The organism is Flavobacterium sp. P3_A6 (assembly GCF_056403035.1).
This window is the reverse complement of record NZ_JBFUGG010000002.1, coordinates 131,775-153,725: the sequence shown is the minus strand read 5'-3', so window position 1 is coordinate 153,725 and position 21,951 is coordinate 131,775. Positions and strand designations below refer to the sequence as shown.

Below are 21,951 nucleotides of genomic sequence, written 5' to 3'. Positions count from 1 at the left end.
TATGATCAATTCACCAACACATAAAGAATCTAAACCAAAAACGGTAAATACAAATACTCCATTTTTTACCCCTGTCATTCAAAAAAAATTGAGTATAGGCTCTGCCAATGACACTTATGAAGTAGAAGCAGATGCTATGGCTAATAAGGTGATGCGGATGCAGGAACCTCAACAACAAAATGTGTCTCATACGGGCGCATTGGTGCAAAGAAAATGTGCCACATGTGAACAGGAGGAAAAAATTCAAAAGAAATCATTAGCTGAAAGTATATCACCATTAATTCAACGTTCATCAACAGAAAATGGTAGCGAATCATACGCGCCAAGTCACGTTGAAAGTCAAATTAATAGTTCGAAAGGCGGAGGAAGCGTAATGGATCATGGCACAAAAAACTTTATGGAAAGCCGTTTTGGCACCAATTTTTCAGATGTAAAAATTCATACCGGAAGTCAGGCAGTTCAAATGAGTCGTGAATTAAATGCACAAGCTTTTACGGTAGGTAATGATGTTTATTTTAATGAAGGGAAATATAGTCCCAATACTGATTCTGGCAGGCATTTGCTCGCGCATGAACTGACGCATACTGTGCAACAGAGCAAATCTCCTGGGTTAGCAATGAGAAGAATACAACGAAGCGTAATTACTTTAGGAGGCGAATGGGATACAGATCAATATAAATTAGTTAAAAAATCAGGAGGAGTCCGTGGTGTTGATATTAAATTAAGATTTAAGACAAGAGAAAACGTTAATGCAGAATTAATTGGATTAACACAATCTGTTCAAGCAATTATAGGAGGAGCTACAGTATTGACTCCGGCTGCTTCAACTAGAGCTATCAAGGCAATTGATGCTACTAGTATTAATACAGGGCCTGGTGAAACTAATGAAGGTACAGCAATAGATAGGGCATCGGGTTATAATAATCCTATATATCCAACAAGTGATCCTGCAAGTCCAACTCTTGATGACACAACTGTTGCTGTAAGTTGGGGACAACATGGTTGGAGATATAAAGATTCAACTGGAACTTTGAAAAATCAAGATGCATTGTTAATTGATAGTCCAAGAAGATCAAATGCACAAAAAGATGCAAGGCATATATTTGAAACTACGGCAATAGCAACAAAAGGTTTACAAGCGGGGACATATTATGGTTCTGTACGATGGGGATGGAGAACTGATGATAAAGGAAAATTTTCAAAAATTGATCTCAATGTGGTTTCATTTGGACAACCTTCTCCTAGTTTTATGAAAGCTGCTGAATTATGGAATGTTGGAAAATCATCAACTGGAGCAGAAAATGTTGATTTGCCTCTACATACTGCTGTACAAATATTTGCTAGTCCAGTTGATGAAATATTGAATGTAAATCCAATAGCATCAATACCAGTAAATACAAGAGTAAAATTACTTTCGGATTATTCTGATATAATTCAATCTCATATTGAAATTTTAGAAGGAACTAATATAGGTGTAAGAGGTTATATAACAACAATAGGGACTTTCCCATTCACAAATTTTGAGCGTGAGGTCCCTTCAAAATAATAATTTAATAAATAGTTAATTTAACCCTATTTTTATTCAGATTAGCATTAAATAATAAATCATTGAAAATGAAAAATAATAAAGAAGACAATATTGCTACCAATTTGAAAAAAACTGGTTTTCAAGGCTTATTTCAGTTGGGCGACTATAATAAAATAGATTCTATATGGCAGGAGGGTGAAAATCAAGATAGTCTGTTAAATATCTTTACTCAATCCAAATATGATGATTATACTCGACTATTAGCCTCTGAAATATTATTTTTTAAACAAATTTTACCAAAGAAAAAATTAGAAGACATAGTAGCATATGTTTACACCAAAGCCTTATTTATAACAGGCGATACTTCTAAAGAATTTCGTCTTTCAGGGAATTTATGGGGGTTTATGTATTTTTCTGATAAAAATGGAATTAACGATTTTGGGATATTAGGGAATCATTTAATGATAACTAAAAAAAAAACAATCCCATATTTAATCGAACTATTAACAAATTCACATATACTTTTTTATGAAGGTAGTCAAGAAGCAACAATAGGAAATAGTTTAAAATATCGTGTAAAAGATGCAGCTGCTTATTATATTAGTAAAATAAGCGGAATCCCTATAAAGTATTATGAAAACTTCTCAGATAGAGATTTAGAAATAGAACGACTAAAAGAAAAACTGAAATAAAATGGAGAATCAAGGAAGGAATTTTAGTTATAATGAATTAGAGCGTCAAACTGAAAAAGCAAGTCTTTTTACACACACAATATTGTCACAACAAATTATTCGTCAAAATGAAAATGATTTTTTTTTGTATGGGTTAATAGATTATCTAACCGATAAAGGAATGGTTGTGCCAGAGGATTTAAAAAAATATGTTGAATTAGTCAAAAAAGAAGTTATAGAAAAAAAAGAATACGCTACCCTAGGAGTAGCTATAAGAAACGATAATGAAGCAATCGAATCTACAATTTTTGTTCCGGTAAACTGTGAAGAAAGGATGAGCATTTGTAAAGCGGTTTGTTGTAAATTGTCTTTTGCACTGAGTATTGAGGAAATAGAAGAAGGAAAATTAAAGTGGGAATTAGGAAAGCCCTACCATATAAGACATCAATCCAATGGTTATTGTTGTCATATTAATAATGAAAACAAACAATGTAATGTTTATGAAAATCGCCCCTCAGTTTGTAAAAAATATAGCTGTGCAAATGATAACCGTATTTGGAAGGACTTTGATAATATGATATTAAATCAAAAATGGATTGATGAATGTTTAAGTGAGGAAAAATTAAAGCTAATGGACGTATATATGAAGCCCTAATTAAAAAACAAAATATAAAAAACGAATAATGAATCACTCGCCAAGTCATTCAGAACCCAAGCCAAAAACAGGAAAACCAAATGTTCCTTTTTTTACACCTGTCATTCAAAAAAAATTGAGTGTAGGCTCTGCCAATGACAATTATGAAGTAGAAGCAGATGCTGTGGCTAATAAGGTGATGCGGATGCAGGAGCCCCAACAACAAAATGTGTCTCATACAGGCGCATTGGTGCAAAGAAAATGTGCCGCATGTGAACAGGAGGAAAAAATTCAAAAAAAATCATTAGCTGAAAGTATATCACCATTAATTCAACGTTCATCAACAGAAAATGGTAGCGAATCATACGCGCCAAGTCACGTTGAAAATCAAATTAATAGTTCGAAAGGTGGAGGAAGCGTAATGGATCATAGCACAAAAAACTTTATGGAAAGCCGTTTTGGCACCGATTTTTCAGATGTAAAAATTCATACCGGAAGCCAAGCGGTTCAAATGAGTAGAGAACTAAATGCACAGGCATTTACAGTAGGCAATGATGTTTATTTTAACGAAGGTAAATACAACCCGAATTCTGACTCGGGCAAACATTTGTTGGCGCATGAGTTGACGCATACGGTGCAGCAAGGTGGTGGAGTTGAAAGGAAAGTACAAAAATTAAGTTCAGCCGATTGTTCAGCCGATTGTTCAAAAAAAGATGGAACACAAAGCAAAATAGATGAGCCCAAATTAATTATAAATGTTGATAAAGAATCTGATTTTTTAACTATTCCTCTTAAAAAAGAAGGTGGCAGTAAATCTTGGCCAGTAGGACATTCTTGGATTACATTAATTAAAACAAATGGAGAATATTGGTCTTATGGTTTTTGGCCAGAATCAGGTTTTGATTCTTCTGAACCATTTAAAGATGTAAAAGGTTGTGTACATCATCCAGACACAGCACATAAACCATCATCCACCCAAGAATTTACATTAACAGATACAGAATTTGATAGCGCTAAAAATGCCGCAATTAGTTTTTGTAATTCTAAACCTGATTATAATTTATATAGCAATCAATGTACAAGTTTTACAAGTCATATTCTAAAATCAGTTAATAAAAGCCCTATTGGAGGATATGGATTATTATGGGATTCTCCAAATGCATTATCCGGATGGATGAACGGAAGTAAAAAAACTTTTGGAATTGGTTATGATTTCAATACAAGCTCATTCCAAAATCAATCATCAGGAATTTCATTACAAGGATCATATGTTCATCAATTTTATTCTATTTTAGGAAATAAACTAAGATTTCAATCATTAAATCAAGCTTCAATTGGGCTTTCTTCTAGTAGTCCATCTTTCCTCAGTTCAAGTTTACAATTAGAATTTAAACCTCAAAAAATAGTTTACCTACCAGATTTTTACATCTATGGAGGAGGAATAGGCGGAATAATATCTCCGGATGCTGGTACAAATATTTCGGATAGTAGCAGATGGGGAGTAGGTATAACAGGCGGTGCAGGCCTAAATTATAATATTCAAAACTCTTTAATGATAGGCTTTGAATACAACATAATTAAAAATATAGTTAGAAATGATCCAGCTTTACAAGCATTGTCCTTAAAAATTGGATTTGTTTTCCAATAAAAAATTTTGATCTAAATAAAAAAGTTCTGAATTAGGCTCTTAAATTCAATTAACAAAAACAATCCTTAATAAGTTACAATTTATAACCATTAAGAATGAAAAAACAATGACCAAAGTCTAAAAAAAGAAGAATACTTCTGCTAAACTTGTTAAACCTAAGTGATTGAATAAAAGAAAAAAACTATGCTGTTTCAAACTCTAAAATCTTATATTTTTTCTAGCCTTTCAAATGAGATAGGCCCAAATTATAATTTCCAAAACTCTTTTTCAGAAGTATTAAAAAAAGAAACAACTCATGCTGAGTCCGTAATCCTATTATTGGCTTTAGTCCCGCATGTACTGCCCAATTTTCTTGACACCATCATAAAAGAAGTGTTTCCAGAGGGTGGTGAAATTTCAGAATTGGGAGGAATTCGACTGGACAATCACAGAGGAATGTTGCCAACGGGGGAAACGATACAATATATTTTGGCAAAAGAGGATATTAATTACCGATTGCAAATACAGGATTTATTCTCTCCCAATCACTGGTTTTTCAAAGAAAACATTTTATTTCTGGGTGATGTAAAAGAAGGGGAACCATTAATGAGCGGACGCATTATTTTGCAACCAGAAATAGTTCATCTTTTATTTTTTGGCGAAAAACTAAAACCCAAATTTGGTCCAAACTTTCCAGCACAAGAAGTCACCACCAAGATGGAATGGAAAGATTTGGTTGTAAATGAAACTACACATTATCAAATCCATCAAATCAAGCTTTGGCTAAAACATCAAAATCAATTGCGTCACGATTGGGGAATGGCCAAACAAATTGCACCTGGTTACCGAAGTTTATTCTATGGATCATCGGGTACAGGAAAAACACTTACAGCTACTTTGCTCGGAAAGGAATTTGGAAAAGATGTATATCGTATTAATTTATCACAAGTCGTGTCCAAATACATTGGTGAAACAGAAAAAAACCTCGAAAAAATATTCATTCAAGCCGAGAATAAAGATTGGATTCTCCTTTTTGACGAAGCCGACGCCTTATTTGGAAAACGAACACAAACCAAATCTTCCAATGATAAATACGCAAACCAAGAGGTTAGTTATTTATTGCAAAGAGTCGAAAATTTTAACGGCCTGGTAATTCTTACATCAAATTTTAAAAATAATATTGACGATGCTTTTTTAAGAAGATTCAATTCTATTATTCATTTTAACAAACCCACTGCCGAAGAACGACTGCAATTATGGCACAACTGTATGCCTAAAAAAACGAAACTCAAAGATCATAACATTCTCGAAACAGCAGCCAAAAATTATGAACTCAATGGTGCGCAAATAGTGTCGGCAATGGCTTTTGCCTGTTTACAAACACTTGACGAAAACACAATTGTAATTGATTCCCAGCATATTATGAAAGGAATCGAATTAGAATACAACAAAGAAGAAAAACTTTTTATTACGTCAACTTTGGTTTCCAAAACTGGATAAAATTGAGAAGATGTAACATAATTTGGGAAAAATTTAAAACAAAAAAGTCATGCAAAAAACATTCTGCCAAAAAGAGTTACTCATAAAGAGTCCCCAACAACGAAATGGTGCGGCCAACAACAAAAAAGACATCGAAAAAATTCTGTCTTGGCTAAATTTATTTGCAATGCAAAATCCAAGCTCGGGAACTGCTACTGGTATTGACGGAGATTTACCACCAACTGAGAAAACAGTTGTTAATTTTCAAAAATTCAACAACTTACCGCAAACAGGAAGTATAGACCAAAAAGTATTCTATTTACTGGCATCTCCACTCAAAAAAGCTTTTGAAGACACAGTATCAGGGAATAATTTAAGAGTATTAATTCTGAATATAGCCAAAAATCACCTTAAAAATCATCCTTTTGAACTTGTAATCAACAATCAAAGTAATTCTGATCCTTGGGTACGAAGCCATATGGACGGACATGAAGGAACCGAATGGTTTTAGTGCATGGGATTTGTTCAGGCAATAATTAACCAAACAGCTTCTATTCAGGGAAAAAAATCAAAATCCTGATGCCGTTAACCTACAGCTACGATACTGTTGGCACAATTGAGTCTTTAGTGTAAACATAGCTGATTAATTTTTAGTAAATATAGTTTCTGCTAAAAGGAAATATTTAGCATTTTGTTTATGACCTATAATAATATCAAGAAAAAACTTCTTTCAAAACATCTAACGATTTTGGTCTTTTGAATCCGTCGAGATGAAAGCTGTAATAATCAATTAAAATCTTTAAAAGCAATTGTCTTTCAATGACATGAAACGTTTTTTGGTCGTTATCAAATTTCAGCTGAATTAATTTTTTAAACAATTGAGTTTCATGTTCTGTGAGTGAACTAATAGCATGAAAAGGAGTAAAAACGCCTTCTATCATTTCGAAAAAAGCCATGTCGATATCTGACGTATCTGGATAAAACCCAAGATATTTTGTTGTTTCCAGCATTAAAATCAAATGAAAATTAGAAATTTCATCGTGCTGGTCTAACCAATGCAAAGCGGTTTCTAAAAAAGTAAACAAGGATTCATTTTTCTCTTCCTCGTGAATGGAATGATGCAGAATTTCGGAAAGAAACAAAACCATAGTGCTTTTGAAAATATCCGAATGTATTGAATGAAAAGGGGACGATATTTTTACTTCTTTGAAATTTTCCAGAGTTCCTTTGTTTTTATGAACAGCTTCAATCTCTATAATAGTCAAAGGCTGGAAATAAGCCATTTTTTGGCTCGTTTTCCGAGACGAAAAAGCATCCCGCACAAAGTACGATTTCAGTCCGCTGGATAAAGTAAAACATTTTACAATCAAGCTTTTTTCCTGAAATTTTAAGGCTGATATTACTATGGCTTTGGTTTTGACTAACAAGTTTGGACTATTAGATTATTGGATTTTCGGATGGATGCTGAATACTAAAAAACTGATTATTTAGCACTACCTTATAATCATCACTTTCTTAACCTTTGTTTCACTTCCATCTTGAGCAGATACAAAAACCATGTACACCCCAGATGCTACTTTGTATTTCCCAAAAGCAGTGGTGTCCCATTCTAAAGTTCCGCCCTCGGTAGTGGCTTCGTAAACTAGATTTCCCGCAACATCGGTAATTTTTACGTTGGCTTTGTTAAGCAATCCGTTTATTTTTACAGTCCCTTCGTATTCTGGACGAACGGGATTAGGGTACACATATACATTATTTAGATTATTGCTGGCCGAAGTGGCAATTCCTTTAAACGAAATCAAACCTTTGGAAGTAGCTATAAAGACTTCGCCAGTACCCTTATTAATGCTAATATCGTTTATCACATTACTTGGCAACGGCGAATTATCTGTGGTAAAATGATACTTGGTTTCCTGACCATTTGAAGAGACCAAAAACACGCCTGCATCTGCAGTTGCAATCCATTTTTCATTAGCACCATTTACTTCAATGTCGGTTATAAATTGCTCGTAAAGCAGTTCTTGAGCCAGATTATCTTCCATAATAATAATGCTTTCCGCTGTTAACTGGCTTTCGGTTTGAAAGTCATTCACGTTATACAAAACTCTCAATCCTTTTGTGGTTCCAATCCAAAGCTGATTTTTGTTATCTACAGCAAGAGCCCGAACATCTTGTACGGGCAAATTTCCCTGATCAGCGCCAAAAGTCATTTTTTTGAACGTATTGCTGCTTTCGTTAAATCCTATTACGCCATTTATATTGGTCGACATCCATTTTGTCCCATACTTATCAATAACCATAGTGCCAAAATCATTGCTCCCAGGTGTATTTATAATTTTATCCATGGCATAACTCTTCCATTGTCCGCCGGGACTTAGCATTTTTAGACCATTTACAACTCTAGAATTGTTAATCCATAAATTTCCCGATTTATCAAAGGCCGTCCCCCCGATTCTAATATCGATATAAGTGGGATCCGGCGGGCTGATTGTCAAAGATTCTAAACTGCTGTTGTTTTGATTGTATAAAATCGTTGGAATATCACTTTGTATTTTTAATAAACCTGAAAAATAAGAACTCGCATATACTTCTTTTTCATTTGCAGGATTGATTGCAATCCGAGTCATAGATTTGGCACCAAGCACCTTATCAAAAGGAATATTGAGCCATCCCGCTGTGGTGTATTTACTAATTCCTAAATTATCCAATGGATACGGATTATAAAAATTATCATAATCCCCATACACTGTCCAAAGCTGCGTTGGGGTAACCTGCAGCGCAAAAATACTATTTCGGGAAGGCCCAATTGGAGTTATATTATCAAATGTTAATGAGGGCAAAAGCGTTGTTGTTATCAATCCGTTTTCGGTGGTTCCTATAAAAATAACAGCGTCAATTATGGTAGCACAGCTAAAGGCTGAATTCATCTGCAGAATCTGATCTTTATTTATTTGGCGCTGCAGTACCATTTGCTTATTGTAAATCAAAACAGAATTGGGTGTTGTCACAATCAAGTAATCGGCAGTTGATCGAAAATTAACAGCAGGTTCTGATAATTGCAAAAAGCCATTAAAAGTATTGGATGCCGAATCGTATTTGTGAACATAGCCCGTTGCATTTACAGCATACAGCTCAGTTCCTAAAGAGGCAATTCCGAACCAATCACCTGTTGCTGTTACTTGCCATTGTTTGTAATCAATTAAATTGGGATTAGTTATACTTCCTTTTCGAATACCACTGGATGTGGATGCATAAATAAATCCGTTGTAAATTGCCGTTTGAGAAACTTTGATTTCGGCACCATTGTCGCCAATAAAATAAGTGTCGCCAAATTGCGAAGTGGTTAAATTGAATTGTACGATTCCAAAATCGGTGGAGACATAGACAATTCCGTTGTACTCCATAAAATTATTGATTCGTTTTATATTGGCCGGCAAATTTTTATTGATAATATCCACAACTCTAAGCATCGACCCATCGGCTTCGTTGATTACGGTTAATAAACCGTTTTGATATCCAATAATTGTTTTATTAAAAGTTGGGCTGTAATACAGTGCCGTAATGGTTTCGCCCGCAAGTCCATCGACTGTTGTGGTAGTTTTTATAATATTGGTGCTGTTATCTTTGGAGAACAAGGCATTTTCAGAAGCGGCGTAAATTGCTTTTGGCGATTCGGAAACGGCTTTAATTTGGGTATAAGAGAAATATCCTTGCCAAGACAAATTGCTTTGAGCAAAAGTGATTTGAACCATGAGTAAAAAAAGCAGGTATGACAGTCTTTTTTGCATTGAACAACAAATTGGTTCACAAATATAACACAAAGGAAAGAATTAAGGATTTTTGAATGAAGATTAACGATTTTAAAAATATAAAATACAGCACTTACCTTTTGAATGATATAATAGCCTGCGAAAGGGATGTCGCTGCGGAGCGGATAGCCCGACCGCATTATAGAAAGGGGGGCGAATAATCGGAATGTTAAATCAGCCTCCTTTTCATAATGGGGTTTCGCCCACACGAGCTTTTACAAACTGACGAAGTAAATGCCATTAGAACTGAATTTTATAAGCACAAAAAATGCCTTTAATCTTTACAGAAAAAAGGCATTTTGTATTTATTAATGGTGATTAATCAATCCTGCTTTAAAATCAGAAATCAGAAATCGTTAATCAGAAATCTAAAATTTCTATACAACTCCTTGAGCAAGCATAGCATCGGCTACTTTTACAAATCCAGCGATGTTGGCTCCTCTTACGTAGTCTGTAAAACCTGTTGCATCGGTACCATATTTTACACAGGAAGCGTGGATGTCTTTCATGATCATTTTTAATCTTTCGTCCACTTCTTCGGAAGTCCAGCTTAAACGCAATGAGTTTTGGGACATTTCAAGTCCTGAAGTAGCTACTCCACCAGCATTGGAAGCTTTTCCCGGAGCGAATAAAATTTTGGCTTTTTGGAAAACGTGAATAGCTTCCGGTGTAGAAGGCATGTTTGCTCCTTCGGCAACACAAATACATCCGTTGGCAACAAGCGTTTTTGCTTCGTCTTCGTTCAATTCGTTTTGGGTTGCACAAGGTAAAGCAACATCACATTTCACTTCCCATGGACGTTTACCGGCCACATATTTTGCATTTGGATATTTAGCAGCGTAATCGCTGATTCTTCCTCTCAACTCATTTTTGATTTCCATTACATGGGCCAATTTGGCTTCATCAATTCCATCGGCGTCATAAATATATCCAGCAGAATCAGACATAGTCACTACTTTACCTCCCAATTGAATTACTTTTTCGGCAGCATATTGCGCGACGTTTCCAGATCCGGAAATTACTACTGTTTTCCCTGTGAAGCTTTCGCCTTTGGTAGCCAACATACTTTGTGCAAAATATACATCTCCGTATCCTGTAGCTTCCGGACGGATTAATGACCCACCGAAAGAAATTCCTTTACCTGTTAAAACTCCAGTAAATTCGTTTACCAATCTTTTGTATTGACCAAACATATATCCTACTTCTCTTCCGCCAACACCAATATCTCCGGCAGGTACGTCTGTATCGGCACCAATATGTTTTGATAATTCTGTCATAAAAGATTGACAAAAACGCATTACTTCGTTGTCTGATTTTCCTTTTGGATCAAAATCGGCTCCACCTTTTCCACCGCCCATTGGCAATGTGGTCAAACTGTTTTTAAAAGTTTGTTCAAAAGCCAAGAACTTCAAAATACTTAAGTTTACTGAAGGATGGAAACGAATCCCTCCTTTATATGGTCCGATAGCCGAATTCATTTGAATACGGTATCCTCTATTTACCTGTGTATCACCTTTATCATCTACCCAAACTACTCGGAACATAATAATACGATCTGACTCGACCATTCTTTCCAAAATCATTTTGTTCTGATATTTTTTATTTTCTTCGATGAAAGGGATTACTGTTTCGGCAACTTCAGTAACAGCTTGCATAAATTCCGGCTCGTTCGGATTTTTTTTGGCAACCAATTCTATAAAATCTGTAATACTTTGTGACATGGTTAATAAATTATAAGCGTTTGATAAACGCTTCCGTTAGTTTTGCAAAGATACATCTTATTCGAATATTTTAACTTTTTTTACACCATATTGAAGTAAAATTATCTTTTTATTAGTCATTTATAAAAAATTCAATACATGAGATAGTGTTTTTACGAAATCGATATAGTATTAATAATGATTATAAAGATATACTCTTTTTTTTAAATTTAATTTTATTACTATTTATTTTTTATATTTAATAAATTCTATCTTGGTGCTTTTCATATCTTTGCTCAGTCACTAAAATGCCGCCTACTTATGACTAAACTAAAAATAATTGCATTACTACTATTAACTGGCTTGCCATTTAATTCCTTTTCGCAAGCAGGAATCAGCCATGAGATAGGTGTAATAGCTGGACGGATTGAATTTCGTTCTGATTATGGTCAGCGTAACGATACACAAACCAATTTAAACAATATGGGGTTTCAAATTGCATTTGTCGACTATATGAATTTCTCCTATACTGACTTTGTAAATAACTATTTCGCAGAACATTTCAAAGTGAGAAATGAGCTTTCCTATAGTAAAACCAATTTACAGCATTATGGAAAATGGGCTGAAAAAAACACAATCGCATCGAAACAGCTGAAAGCGATGCGAGGTTCAACCCAATTAGTTAATTTAGGTTTTCAGCTTGAATACAGCTTTGTGCATATTCACGATTTTGAGAGAACAATAGGAAGTTTTGCACCATATATAGCTTTGGGCCCTCAAGTCAATTTTTATACTGCTACAGCAACTTCTGAATTAGGCGAGCTTGGAAATACAACTACCACTCATCCGAAATATTTGGTTCCTTCAGACGGGCATCCTTATGGATTTTCTAATGAAAGCAAAATGGTTTTTTCTGGAGTTCTAAATATTGGAACCCGTTATAAACTGAGCCCAATGTCTGATCTTGTATTTGATATAAGAGCTCAATATTTCAATTCGGATTGGGTTGACGGTCTTAATCCTAATCGAGAATTGTTTACAGAAAACAAAAATAATGACTGGTTAACTTTTATCGGATTAGGATATATTCTATATCTGGACAATTAAAAAAATATTTCTTACATAAAAAAATCCAACTTTATAATCAAAGTTGGATTTTTTAGTTTTATGCTAATGCCTGATTCAAATCGGCTATTAAATCTTCGGCATCTTCAATACCTACACTCAGACGAACCAAATCATCAGTGATTCCGACTTCTTTTCGCTTGTCCTCCGGAATGGATGCATGCGTCATTAATGCTGGATGATTAGCTAATGATTCGACACCTCCAAGAGATTCTGCCAGCGTAAAAACTTTTAGCTTTTCCAGAAAATCTATCGCATCTTCTTTTTTACCAGATACAAAAGTAAAAGAAACCATTCCGCCAAATCCGCTCATTTGTTTTTTGGCAATTTCGTGATACGGATGACTCTGTAATCCTGGATAATAAACGGTTTTTATTTTAGGATGATTGCTCAAAAACTGAACTACTTTATCACCATTTTCACAATGTCTCTGTACTCTTAAATGCAGGGTTTTAATACCTCTTAGCACCAAAAAACTGTCCATTGGCCCTAAAGTTGCTCCAGTCGCAAATTGCTGAAAATGCAATTGATTTCCAAGAGCTTCGTCTTTTACAATTAAAGCGCCCGCAATTACATCCGAATGTCCTCCCAAATATTTGGTCGCTGAGTGCATGACAATATCTGCTCCTAAATCCAACGGCTTTTGCAAATAAGGAGTTGCAAAAGTATTGTCCACCGCAAAAAGAATATTATTGGCTTTCGTGATCTTGGCAATTTCCTGAATATCGGCCAATTTCATCAAAGGATTAGTTGGGGTTTCGACCCAAACCAATTTCGTATTGCTATTAATTAATGCCTCGAATTTATCCAAATCATTCATGTCTACAAAATGAAATATGATGCCGCTATCTTTATAAATACGGGTAAACATTCTGTAGGTTCCGCCATATAAATCGTCCATCGCAATGATTTCATCACCTGCTTTAAACGATCTCAAAATACAGTCAGTAGCTGCAAGTCCTGATGAGAAAGCTAAACCGCGTGTTCCATTCTCGATACTTGCCAAAGCGTTTTCAAGAGCAGTACGAGTTGGATTTGCCGCTCTGCTGTATTCATAATCTGGGTTTAAAGGTTTTCCTGGACTTGTCTGCACAAATGTGGAAGTTTGGTAAACTGGAGGCATTACTGCGCCTGTACTCGGATCATGATGCTGACCTCCATGAATAACTTTGGTATTAAATTTCATTTTATCTTTTTTAGATTCTTTTTGCTTCTGTCTAAATTACCGCTTTGCTTTTATTGAGCTGATAAACAATCTATACAAACTTTCTGATGCTCATCATAATTCCAATATGAAGCCCTTCGTGAAAATTATTGAACTCTATAGCTCCTACAGCACTTTTCAAAATAAATCCAGTAGAAGTCGGGTATTCTTGATAATTTACAAAAATACCATTGTTGTAATCTACTTCCAATTTATGCAGCGTATCAAACAATAATTCTTTTATTTCATCTGCCTCTGCTTGCGTAACATCCTGTTCTGGCTTCGTCCCTTTTTTATATTTTTCTACCATTGCGTCCGAAACCATCATTGGCAATCCTGATAATTTATAAACTAATAATTGCTGTGTCACAACAATGTGACCAATATTCCAAATTAAATTATTACCAAATCCTTCTGGAATTTTATTCAATTGCTCTAATGTGTAATTTTCAAAATAAGCATTTAGCATTTTTCTGCTAGTACTGTTAACTTCAAATGTATCTTTCATGTATGTAAAATTTATTTATTATTATGGTAATATATGTAATCGTCTTTTTTTACTTTGTCAAAATTGTTACTAAAGACGACTTCATCATCGTAATTTTTGCATAAAAATAAACATTTTAAATGTCAAATGTTTTCCTTTGCATTTAGAAAATAGAAAAATAATGAACAAAATATACTACCTCGCATCTTGTGACACTTGCCGAAAAATTATAAAATCACTTCCAAAAGACCATGATCTGGCTTTTCATGACATCAAGCAAAATCCTATTACTGTTGAAGAACTAGAGGAAATGTATAATCTTTCGGGAAGTTATGAAGCTTTGTTCAGCAAAAAAGCACAACTGTATAAATCGATGGATTTAAAAAACAAATCCCTCACCGAAGATGATTATAAAAAATACATCTTGGAACATTATACTTTTCTGAGCCGTCCCGTTTTTATCATCAATGACAAAATCTACATTGGCAACACACAGCAAAACATTCTTCAAGTGATGAAAGCATTGGGTTAATCCCAAAAGGCATCAACTAAGTCTCTAAATACCAAAAGCTGATCACTGAAAACTTTTTCCTTATCTTTGAACACTTTTAGAAAAATATATGATACAATCGATGACTGGTTTTGGTAAAGCCACTTTGCAATTACCATCCAAAAAAATTACGGTAGAAGTAAAATCTTTAAACAGTAAAGGTTTGGATTTAAATGTACGAATGCCTTCTCTCTATCGCGAAATGGAACTGGGTTTACGCAACCAAATCGCCCTAAAACTGGAAAGAGGCAAAGTTGATTTTTCTATTTTTATCGAAAGTACCGCAGAACAGACTTCCACCAAAGTAAATGTGCCTATCGTAAAAGCCTACATCAATCAATTGAGAGAAGTGTATGCCAATGCCGATGAAACCGAATTAATGAAAATGGCCGTGCGTATGCCGGACACTATGAAAATAGAACGCGAGGAAATCGACGAAAATGACTGGATTCAAATCCAAACGGTAATCGAAGAAGCGTTGCAAAACATTCTGAATTTTAGAAAAGACGAAGGTCAATCTCTGGAAAATGAATTTCAATTGCGCATCGGGAACATTCGCCAATACATGAATGAAGCTTTGGCACTAGATCCGGAGCGTGTTCAGGCAATAAAAGACCGTTTGCAGACTGCAATCGCAGAATTGAAAGTCAATGTGGATGAAAATCGTTTTGAACAAGAATTGATTTATTACTTAGAAAAACTGGATATCACCGAAGAGAAAGTTCGTTTGACAAATCATTTGGATTACTTCTTGGAAACCATCAACGGAACAGAAGCCAACGGTAGAAAACTTGGATTCATTACACAGGAAATGGGCCGTGAAATCAACACTATGGGTTCCAAATCGAATCATGCACAAATGCAAAAATTAGTGGTTCAGATGAAAGATGAATTAGAAAAAATTAAGGAACAAGTGCTTAATGTACTATAAAGTAATTAGTGAGTAGTGATTAGTGAATAGTGCTAATTACTACTCACTAATCACTAATTACTAAAACAATGAAAAAAGGAAAATTAATCGTGTTCTCGGCGCCATCGGGATCTGGGAAAACCACTATAGTCAGGCATTTATTAGGAAAAGAAGATTTGAATCTGGAGTTTTCCATATCGGCAGCTACACGTGAAGCACGAGGCGAAGAAGTAAACGGAAAGGATTATTACTTTATGTCCTTGAAAGAGTTTAAAAACCACATCAAAGCAGAAGATTTTGTAGAATGGGAAGAAGTCTATCGCGACAATTTCTATGGCACGCTAAAAAGCGAAGTAGAACGCATTTGGGCGCAAGGCAAAAACGTGATTTTTGATATTGACGTAGCTGGCGGTTTGCGCATCAAACATAAATTCCCAGAAGAAACTTTGGCTGTTTTTGTAAAGCCTCCAAGCGTAGATGAACTCAAAAGAAGATTGAAAGAACGCTCCACCGAAAGCGAAGATAAAATCAATATGCGTATCGCCAAAGCTTCGGTAGAACTCGCAACTGCACCACAATTTGACGTAATTATAAAAAACTACGATTTACCTGTTGCCCTTGAAGAAGCGTATCAATTGGTTAAGGATTTTGTAAAATAAGTAATTTGTTGATAGTGATTAATAAATAACGCTAATCACTATCAACTAATCACTAATCACTAAAAAATGAAAATCGGACTTTATTTCGGAACCTATAATCCAATTCATATTGGGCATCTTATCATTGCCAATCACATGGCAGAGCATGCCGATTTAGATCAGATTTGGATGGTCGTAACACCACACAATCCGCTAAAAAAGAAAGCTACTTTACTTGACGATTACCACCGCTTGCAAATGGTGCATCTTGCTACCGAAGATTTCCCAAAAATAAAACCTTCGGATATTGAGTTTAAATTAACACAGCCCAATTACACGGTAAATACACTGGTTCATTTACAGGAAAAATTTCCAAATCATGAATTCTCCCTGATTATGGGCGAAGACAACCTGAAGTCACTGCACAAATGGAAAAACTATGAAGTTATTTTGGAACACCACGATATCTATGTTTATCCCCGAATTTCATCAGAAACCGACACGAGCCTGAAAGGCGAACTGGCGAAGCAGGATTTGGAACTTAAAAATCATCCAAAAATCCATTTGATTGACGCTCCCGTTGTTGAAATATCTTCGACTTTTATTCGGGAAAATGTGAAGAAAGGGAAAAATGTTCAGCCTTTATTGCCTAATAAAGTTTGGCAATATATCGATCATAATAATTTTTACAGGAAATAATCAATTTAAACATTCTTTTAATTCCTCCATTATGTCCTCAAAAAAAGGACTCAAATTATCATTTTTACCTGATAATAAAAATACTTCTGTGCTTGGCATTTCTTTGCTGTTCCATATCAATTGCAGTTTTTTTTCCTGAATAAAATTTTTAGCATTAATATTCCAAGTAACCGCAACTCCTGTATTCTTGCTAAGAATTTCCAGCATTTCATATTCTGATGGAATGATATAATTGGCCACAATTGATGGCCTTTTTTTGGCAAAAACATGAAGCCAGAATAATTTAATATGCGGAATTCCGGCATCGTGACTGTACCATTTTTGATCGTTTAGCCAATTCTCAATGGCTTTAAAATCTTTGGTTTTAATATTCTGCTTAAAAATCGAAAGTTCGATGTTTGCAGAACCAACTATAACTTGCTTGATATCACCTGCCTTTTTTTGAATCGTGTCAAAAGTGTCGATTTTTTTGGTCACTATGGCAAAATCCAATTTTTTGGAATTCACTAAATCAAAAAGCGCATCATTATTATGGAATGTAAAATCGATAAAATCAAATTTAGCGACCAAAACACTCCCTATACTGCTCATTAAATGCCTGGAAATACCGACCGACAACAATCTATTAGCATTAAAAGCTTTGGCTCTAAATCCGTTCTCAACATTCTCCAATCGATCCAAAGCATCAATAATTAGATTATTGAGTAACTTAGCATATTCTGTCGGTTCAACCCCTTTGGACTTTCGGTTAAAAAGCTTGTAGCCCACATGTGCTTCCAACATCACTATTTGCTGACTTACAGCGGGCTGACTAATAAATAATTCTTTGGCAGCCAAAGAAAAATTTCCGTTTTTATACACCGATTTAAACGTTCGGTACCATTCCAGATTGACCATGATATAAATATATTTATCACAAACATAATTTAAATTATTTTTACTAATATCATTTTCGCCATAAATTTGCTGTACTAAAAAATTAAATCATGAGAAAATTTACAGTATTAACTCTTCTAGCATTAACCGTGAGCTGCTTTATGGCAACTGCACAAAAACAAAATAATAAAAAGATGAAAAAAGTATTATTCGTAGTTACCAGCCACGATCAATTGGGTAACACAGGTGAAAAAACAGGATTTTGGATCGAAGAATTGGCGGCTCCATATTATGCATTATTGGATAAAGGCGTGATTATTGACATCGCTACGCCTAAGGGAGGACAACCCCCAATTGACCCAAAAAGTGCCGACCCTTCATCGGCAACCGAGGACACAAAACGATTTGATGCAGATGCCGTTTTATTGGAGAAACTAAAAAATACCAAAAAATTAGCCGATGTTAATCAAGCTGATTATGATGCCGTTTTTTACCCAGGAGGCCACGGTCCGCTTTGGGATTTAGTTGAAGATAAAAATTCCATTGCGTTGATTGAGTCATTTTATACCCATAAAAAACCAGTAGCCTTTGTATGTCATGCTCCTGCGGTTTTAAAAAATGTAAAAGCAAATGGCGAATTTTTGGTAAAAGGAAAAAAAGTAACTGGTTTTGCCAACACCGAAGAAGAAGCAGTTGGGTTAACCAAAATTGTTCCCTTTTTATTGGAAGATGCACTACAGGCAAATGGAGGAATTTATAGTAAAGGTGAAAATTGGCATCCATACGCCGTGGAAGATGGATTATTAATTACTGGTCAAAACCCAGCTTCATCCAAACTGGTTGCTGCGAAATTATTGGCTCAATTGAATTCAAAAAAATAAAATAGATTCTGAGAAACTAAGCTGCTAAGATTTAAGTAAATTATATTTGAAAATAAACTTTCATAAAACTTAGAATCTTAGCAACTTAGTGTCTTTAATAAAAAACAAACATCATGCTAAATTTCGAATTATACAATCCTACCAAATTGGTCTTTGGAAAAGGACAAATAGAAAAATTAAATACATTAATTCCAACAAATGCCAAAATCCTTTTAGCATATGGCGGAGGAAGCATTTTTGCAAATGGAGTTCACGAGCAGGTTCGCAAAAGCCTGGAAGGATATGAAATCGTTGAATTTGGAGGAATCGAAGCCAATCCTCGTTTTGAAACTTTGATGAAAGCCGTTGCTGTTATCCGAGAACAAAACATTAATTTTATTTTGGCCGTCGGTGGCGGAAGCGTTATTGATGGTGTTAAATTTATTTCGGCTGCCGTTCCTTTTGAAGGTGATCCAATTGATATTCTAAAAAAGAGAATACTTTTCAAAGAAGGAGCAGCTGTGATTCCGTTTGGCACCGTTCTTACCTTGCCCGCAACAGGAAGCGAAATGAATTCGGGTTCGGTGGTAACAATTGCGTCGACTCAAGAAAAACTAGATTTTGGCGGTTCCGCTCTATTTCCTAAATTTTCCATTTGTGACCCGACTGTCATTGCATCATTGCCTAAAAAACAACTGCAAAATGGAGTTGTGGATGCTTACACACACGTACTGGAGCAATACCTAACCTATGTGCACGAAGGGTTTTTACAAGATCGAATTGCAGAAAGCATTTTGCAGACCTTAATCCAAATTGGTCCAGATGTGGCAGAAAATCCAACGGATTATGCTTTGGCTTCCAACTTTATGTGGAGCTGTACCATGGCTTTAAACGGACTGATTCAAAAAGGAGTTCCAAGTGATTGGGCAACCCACATGATTGGCCATGAATTGACAGCCCTTTACGGAATTGACCATGCCAGAACACTAGCAATCATTGGCCCTAACTTATATAAAGTAATGTTTGAAACCAAAAAAGAAAAATTGGCTCAATATGGAAAACGCGTCTTTAATCTAACAGGATCTGAAGAAGAAATTGCTACAAAAGCTATTGAAAAAACAGTTGCCTTCTTTCACACTATGGGAATGAAAACCCTGCTCTCCGAAAATGCGGAAAATATCGAAAAAACTGCCGATTTCATTGTAGACCGTTTTGAAAAAAGAGGCTGGAAAGCCTTAGGAGAAAAACAAAATATTACTTTGGAAAAAGTAAAAGAAATTGTTTTGGCAAGTTATTAAATCTGTACCAAAAACTGTAAATAAAAAAAGGCGTTCACTTAACCAATAAGAACGCCTTTTAAAATACTAAAACAAAACTAACTAACTCAATTTTATATTTAAATTGTAAACAATTTATTTATAATGACTTACAACGTAAGTGTTGTGTTTATATTGTATAAAATCAAAAAAAAATATTAATAATCTATTTTTTTAGCAGAAACTTTATAAAGTCCAATAAATTCAAGACTTGCAAAGAAAATTAATTTGTGTTATTGATATAATTTTAAGTACTTTTGGTGAAATTTAATAAAAAAATGTCCGATAATTTAAAATTTGCAGTCATTGGTGGCGGAAGCTGGGCTACAGCTATAGCTAAAATGTTGTGCGTAAATCTTCCCGAGATTTCATGGTATATGCGTAATGACGCTGCCATAGAACACATTAAAAATTACAAGCACAATCCCAATTACTTAAGCTCTGTAGAATTTGACAATACAAAACTAAAACTTACCAATGATATAAACGAAGCTGTCGCTTATGCAGATTACATCATATTTGCAATTCCTTCCGCTTTTTTAAACGGCGAACTGGAAAAACTGACAGTTTCCCTGAAAGACAAAATAATTTTTTCTGCCATAAAAGGAATTGTTCCCGAAACCAGTTTGATCGTTGGGGAACATTTTCATTACAAATATGATATTCCTTATTACAATATTGGTGTAATTACGGGTCCTTGCCACGCCGAAGAAGTAGCATTAGAAAGACTTTCATACTTAACGATTGCTTGTGGCGATCAGGACAAAGCTGGCATCGTTGCCAAAAATTTATCCGGAAACTATATCAAAGCAAAAATCTCTGACGATATTATAGGAACTGAATATGCCGCAATGCTAAAAAATATTTATTCCATTGCTGCAGGGATTGCGCACGGATTGGGTTATGGCGATAATTTCCAGTCGGTTATTATGAGCAATGCAATTCGCGAGATGAAGAAATTCATCAAGAAAGTGCATAAAATGAAGCGAAACATCAATGATTCTGCTTATTTGGGAGATTTATTGGTTACAGGTTATTCTGTTTTTTCCAGAAATAGAATGTTCGGAAATATGATTGGAAAAGGATATACCGTAAAATCGGCACAAATGGAAATGAGTATGGTTGCCGAAGGTTATTATGCTGTAAAAAGCGCCTACAAACTTAATCAAGGTTATGGTGCAAGCACCCCTATCATTGATGCTGTTTATGCTATTTTGTACGAAGGAAAAGAAGCCAAAGCAGTATTTAAAAAACTAACTGAGGAATTGGATTAAGATTTTTTAGAAAAAGGAATCAAGAGAAAAGATTTTGTTGTAAACATAAAACAGAAAGGGTCAAGACAAATTTAATTAGTCTTGTCTTGACCCTTTCTGTTTTATGTTAAAGTCTATTCCTATTTTCTTAATTCTTTTCTTCTATTCTCTATTTCACCATCACTCCATCTACAAACAAGAGCGGTACTTCTTCCACGTTAGTTTCATTAATGCTGTTGGCTTTGAAAATAAATTTTTTGTCGTATAACGTGTTTCCGATAAAATAGGTCACCATAAATTCATTGTTGAGTGCCAATACGCTTTTTTCTATCATTTCTATTTTCACTACTGAAACGGCTGGAACTTCCATAAATGCGTGACGCAAAAGAGATGTTTTCTTCATTTCGCCGTCAATAGTTCCAAATGCTTTGGAAACGACCATAACGCTGTCTAGCTGAAAATCACTGTCGTTTATTAAATAGGCATACCATACTTTTTCCATAAAATCATCACTCCATTCTTGAACGGCAGCCAGGAATACATTTTCTACTTCGGGGATGGTAATATCTTTCTTCATTGTCGTCA

General features: G+C 34.9%; 20 protein-coding genes and 1 pseudogene. 14 read left to right on the top strand and 7 right to left on the bottom strand.

Translation table 11 applies throughout. The features are described from left to right. The first annotated feature begins 1 nt into the window (after position 1). The 6 genes from AC1DVP_RS02600 to AC1DVP_RS02575 all read left to right on the top strand — a co-directional run bounded on the left by AC1DVP_RS02600 (position 2) and on the right by AC1DVP_RS02575 (position 6,450). Positions 2-1,546, top strand: coding sequence for an eCIS core domain-containing protein (locus AC1DVP_RS02600; protein WP_477181997.1), 1,545 nt, complete (start codon positions 2-4; stop codon positions 1,544-1,546). Between the two features lie 68 nt (positions 1,547-1,614). Continuing rightward, positions 1,615-2,220 (top strand): hypothetical protein, encoded by a 606-nt coding sequence (locus AC1DVP_RS02595; RefSeq protein ID WP_477181996.1) that lies wholly within the window; start codon positions 1,615-1,617, stop codon positions 2,218-2,220. A 1-nt stretch (position 2,221) separates the two neighbouring features. Next, positions 2,222-2,854, top strand: a complete 633-nt coding sequence (locus AC1DVP_RS02590) for a YkgJ family cysteine cluster protein (protein WP_477181995.1) — start codon at positions 2,222-2,224, stop codon at positions 2,852-2,854. Between the two features lie 28 nt (positions 2,855-2,882). Then, positions 2,883-4,481: an eCIS core domain-containing protein gene (locus tag AC1DVP_RS02585; RefSeq protein ID WP_477181994.1), complete on the top strand. Its 1,599-nt coding sequence runs from the start codon at positions 2,883-2,885 to the stop codon at positions 4,479-4,481. 183 nt (positions 4,482-4,664) lie between these two features. Then, positions 4,665-5,960, top strand: coding sequence for an ATP-binding protein (locus AC1DVP_RS02580; RefSeq protein WP_477181993.1), 1,296 nt, complete (start codon positions 4,665-4,667; stop codon positions 5,958-5,960). 49 nt (positions 5,961-6,009) lie between these two features. Then, positions 6,010-6,450, top strand: a complete 441-nt coding sequence (locus tag AC1DVP_RS02575) for a peptidoglycan-binding domain-containing protein (RefSeq protein ID WP_477181992.1) — start codon at positions 6,010-6,012, stop codon at positions 6,448-6,450. 202 nt (positions 6,451-6,652) lie between these two features. Here the strand turns inward: AC1DVP_RS02575 and recO are convergent, their stop codons facing one another. From recO to gdhA, 3 genes are all read right to left on the bottom strand, one after another. After that, positions 6,653-7,366 (bottom strand): DNA repair protein RecO, encoded by a 714-nt coding sequence (recO, locus tag AC1DVP_RS02570; protein WP_477181991.1) that lies wholly within the window; start codon positions 7,364-7,366, stop codon positions 6,653-6,655. 66 nt (positions 7,367-7,432) lie between these two features. Continuing rightward, a complete protein-coding gene (gene porZ / locus AC1DVP_RS02565) occupies positions 7,433-9,727 on the bottom strand; it encodes a type IX secretion system anionic LPS delivery protein PorZ (RefSeq protein ID WP_477181990.1) in 2,295 nt (764 codons plus the stop codon). A gap of 398 nt (positions 9,728-10,125) precedes the next feature. Beyond that, on the bottom strand, positions 10,126-11,469 hold the full coding sequence (gdhA, locus tag AC1DVP_RS02560) for an NADP-specific glutamate dehydrogenase (RefSeq protein WP_477181989.1): 1,344 nt from the start codon (positions 11,467-11,469) through the stop codon (positions 10,126-10,128). 300 nt (positions 11,470-11,769) lie between these two features. Here gdhA and AC1DVP_RS02555 point away from each other — a divergent pair, with 300 nt between their 5' ends. Further along, positions 11,770-12,555 carry a THC0290_0291 family protein gene (locus AC1DVP_RS02555; RefSeq protein ID WP_477181988.1) on the top strand — a complete coding sequence of 262 codons (786 nt, stop codon included), beginning with the start codon at positions 11,770-11,772 and terminating at the stop codon, positions 12,553-12,555. 58 nt (positions 12,556-12,613) lie between these two features. Here the strand turns inward: AC1DVP_RS02555 and AC1DVP_RS02550 are convergent. Continuing rightward, positions 12,614-13,771, bottom strand: a pseudogene (locus AC1DVP_RS02550) (cystathionine gamma-synthase); the annotation flags it as partial. 58 nt (positions 13,772-13,829) lie between these two features. Next, positions 13,830-14,285 carry a DinB family protein gene (locus tag AC1DVP_RS02545; RefSeq protein WP_477181987.1) on the bottom strand — a complete coding sequence of 152 codons (456 nt, stop codon included), beginning with the start codon at positions 14,283-14,285 and terminating at the stop codon, positions 13,830-13,832. Positions 14,286-14,445: 160 nt separating this feature from the next. Between AC1DVP_RS02545 and AC1DVP_RS02540 the strand changes: the two genes are divergently transcribed. The 4 genes from AC1DVP_RS02540 to nadD all read left to right on the top strand — a co-directional run bounded on the left by AC1DVP_RS02540 (position 14,446) and on the right by nadD (position 17,061). Further along, positions 14,446-14,796, top strand: coding sequence for an arsenate reductase family protein (locus AC1DVP_RS02540; RefSeq protein WP_477181986.1), 351 nt, complete (start codon positions 14,446-14,448; stop codon positions 14,794-14,796). Between the two features lie 88 nt (positions 14,797-14,884). Next, positions 14,885-15,745 (top strand): YicC/YloC family endoribonuclease, encoded by an 861-nt coding sequence (locus AC1DVP_RS02535; protein ID WP_477181985.1) that lies wholly within the window; start codon positions 14,885-14,887, stop codon positions 15,743-15,745. Between the two features lie 68 nt (positions 15,746-15,813). Beyond that, complete coding sequence (gene gmk, locus AC1DVP_RS02530) at positions 15,814-16,383, top strand: guanylate kinase (protein WP_477181984.1); 570 nt, start codon at positions 15,814-15,816, stop codon at positions 16,381-16,383. Positions 16,384-16,449: 66 nt separating this feature from the next. Beyond that, on the top strand, positions 16,450-17,061 hold the full coding sequence (gene nadD / locus AC1DVP_RS02525) for a nicotinate (nicotinamide) nucleotide adenylyltransferase (protein WP_477181983.1): 612 nt from the start codon (positions 16,450-16,452) through the stop codon (positions 17,059-17,061). Here the strand turns inward: nadD and AC1DVP_RS02520 are convergent, their stop codons facing one another. Beyond that, entirely contained in the window at positions 17,062-17,958 is an 897-nt protein-coding gene (locus AC1DVP_RS02520) for a LysR family transcriptional regulator (RefSeq protein ID WP_477181982.1), read from the bottom strand. A gap of 89 nt (positions 17,959-18,047) precedes the next feature. On the opposite strand from AC1DVP_RS02520, the gene AC1DVP_RS02515 reads away from it, so the two are divergent. The 3 genes from AC1DVP_RS02515 to AC1DVP_RS02505 all read left to right on the top strand — a co-directional run bounded on the left by AC1DVP_RS02515 (position 18,048) and on the right by AC1DVP_RS02505 (position 21,387). Further along, positions 18,048-18,818 carry a type 1 glutamine amidotransferase domain-containing protein gene (locus AC1DVP_RS02515; RefSeq protein ID WP_477181981.1) on the top strand — a complete coding sequence of 257 codons (771 nt, stop codon included), beginning with the start codon at positions 18,048-18,050 and terminating at the stop codon, positions 18,816-18,818. 113 nt (positions 18,819-18,931) lie between these two features. Continuing rightward, complete coding sequence (locus AC1DVP_RS02510) at positions 18,932-20,095, top strand: iron-containing alcohol dehydrogenase (protein WP_477181980.1); 1,164 nt, start codon at positions 18,932-18,934, stop codon at positions 20,093-20,095. A gap of 296 nt (positions 20,096-20,391) precedes the next feature. Beyond that, on the top strand, positions 20,392-21,387 hold the full coding sequence (locus AC1DVP_RS02505) for an NAD(P)H-dependent glycerol-3-phosphate dehydrogenase (RefSeq protein ID WP_477181979.1): 996 nt from the start codon (positions 20,392-20,394) through the stop codon (positions 21,385-21,387). Between the two features lie 148 nt (positions 21,388-21,535). Here the strand turns inward: AC1DVP_RS02505 and AC1DVP_RS02500 are convergent, their stop codons facing one another. Then, complete coding sequence (locus AC1DVP_RS02500; RefSeq protein ID WP_477181978.1) at positions 21,536-21,943, bottom strand: hypothetical protein; 408 nt, start codon at positions 21,941-21,943, stop codon at positions 21,536-21,538. Positions 21,944-21,951: the final 8 nt, after the last annotated feature.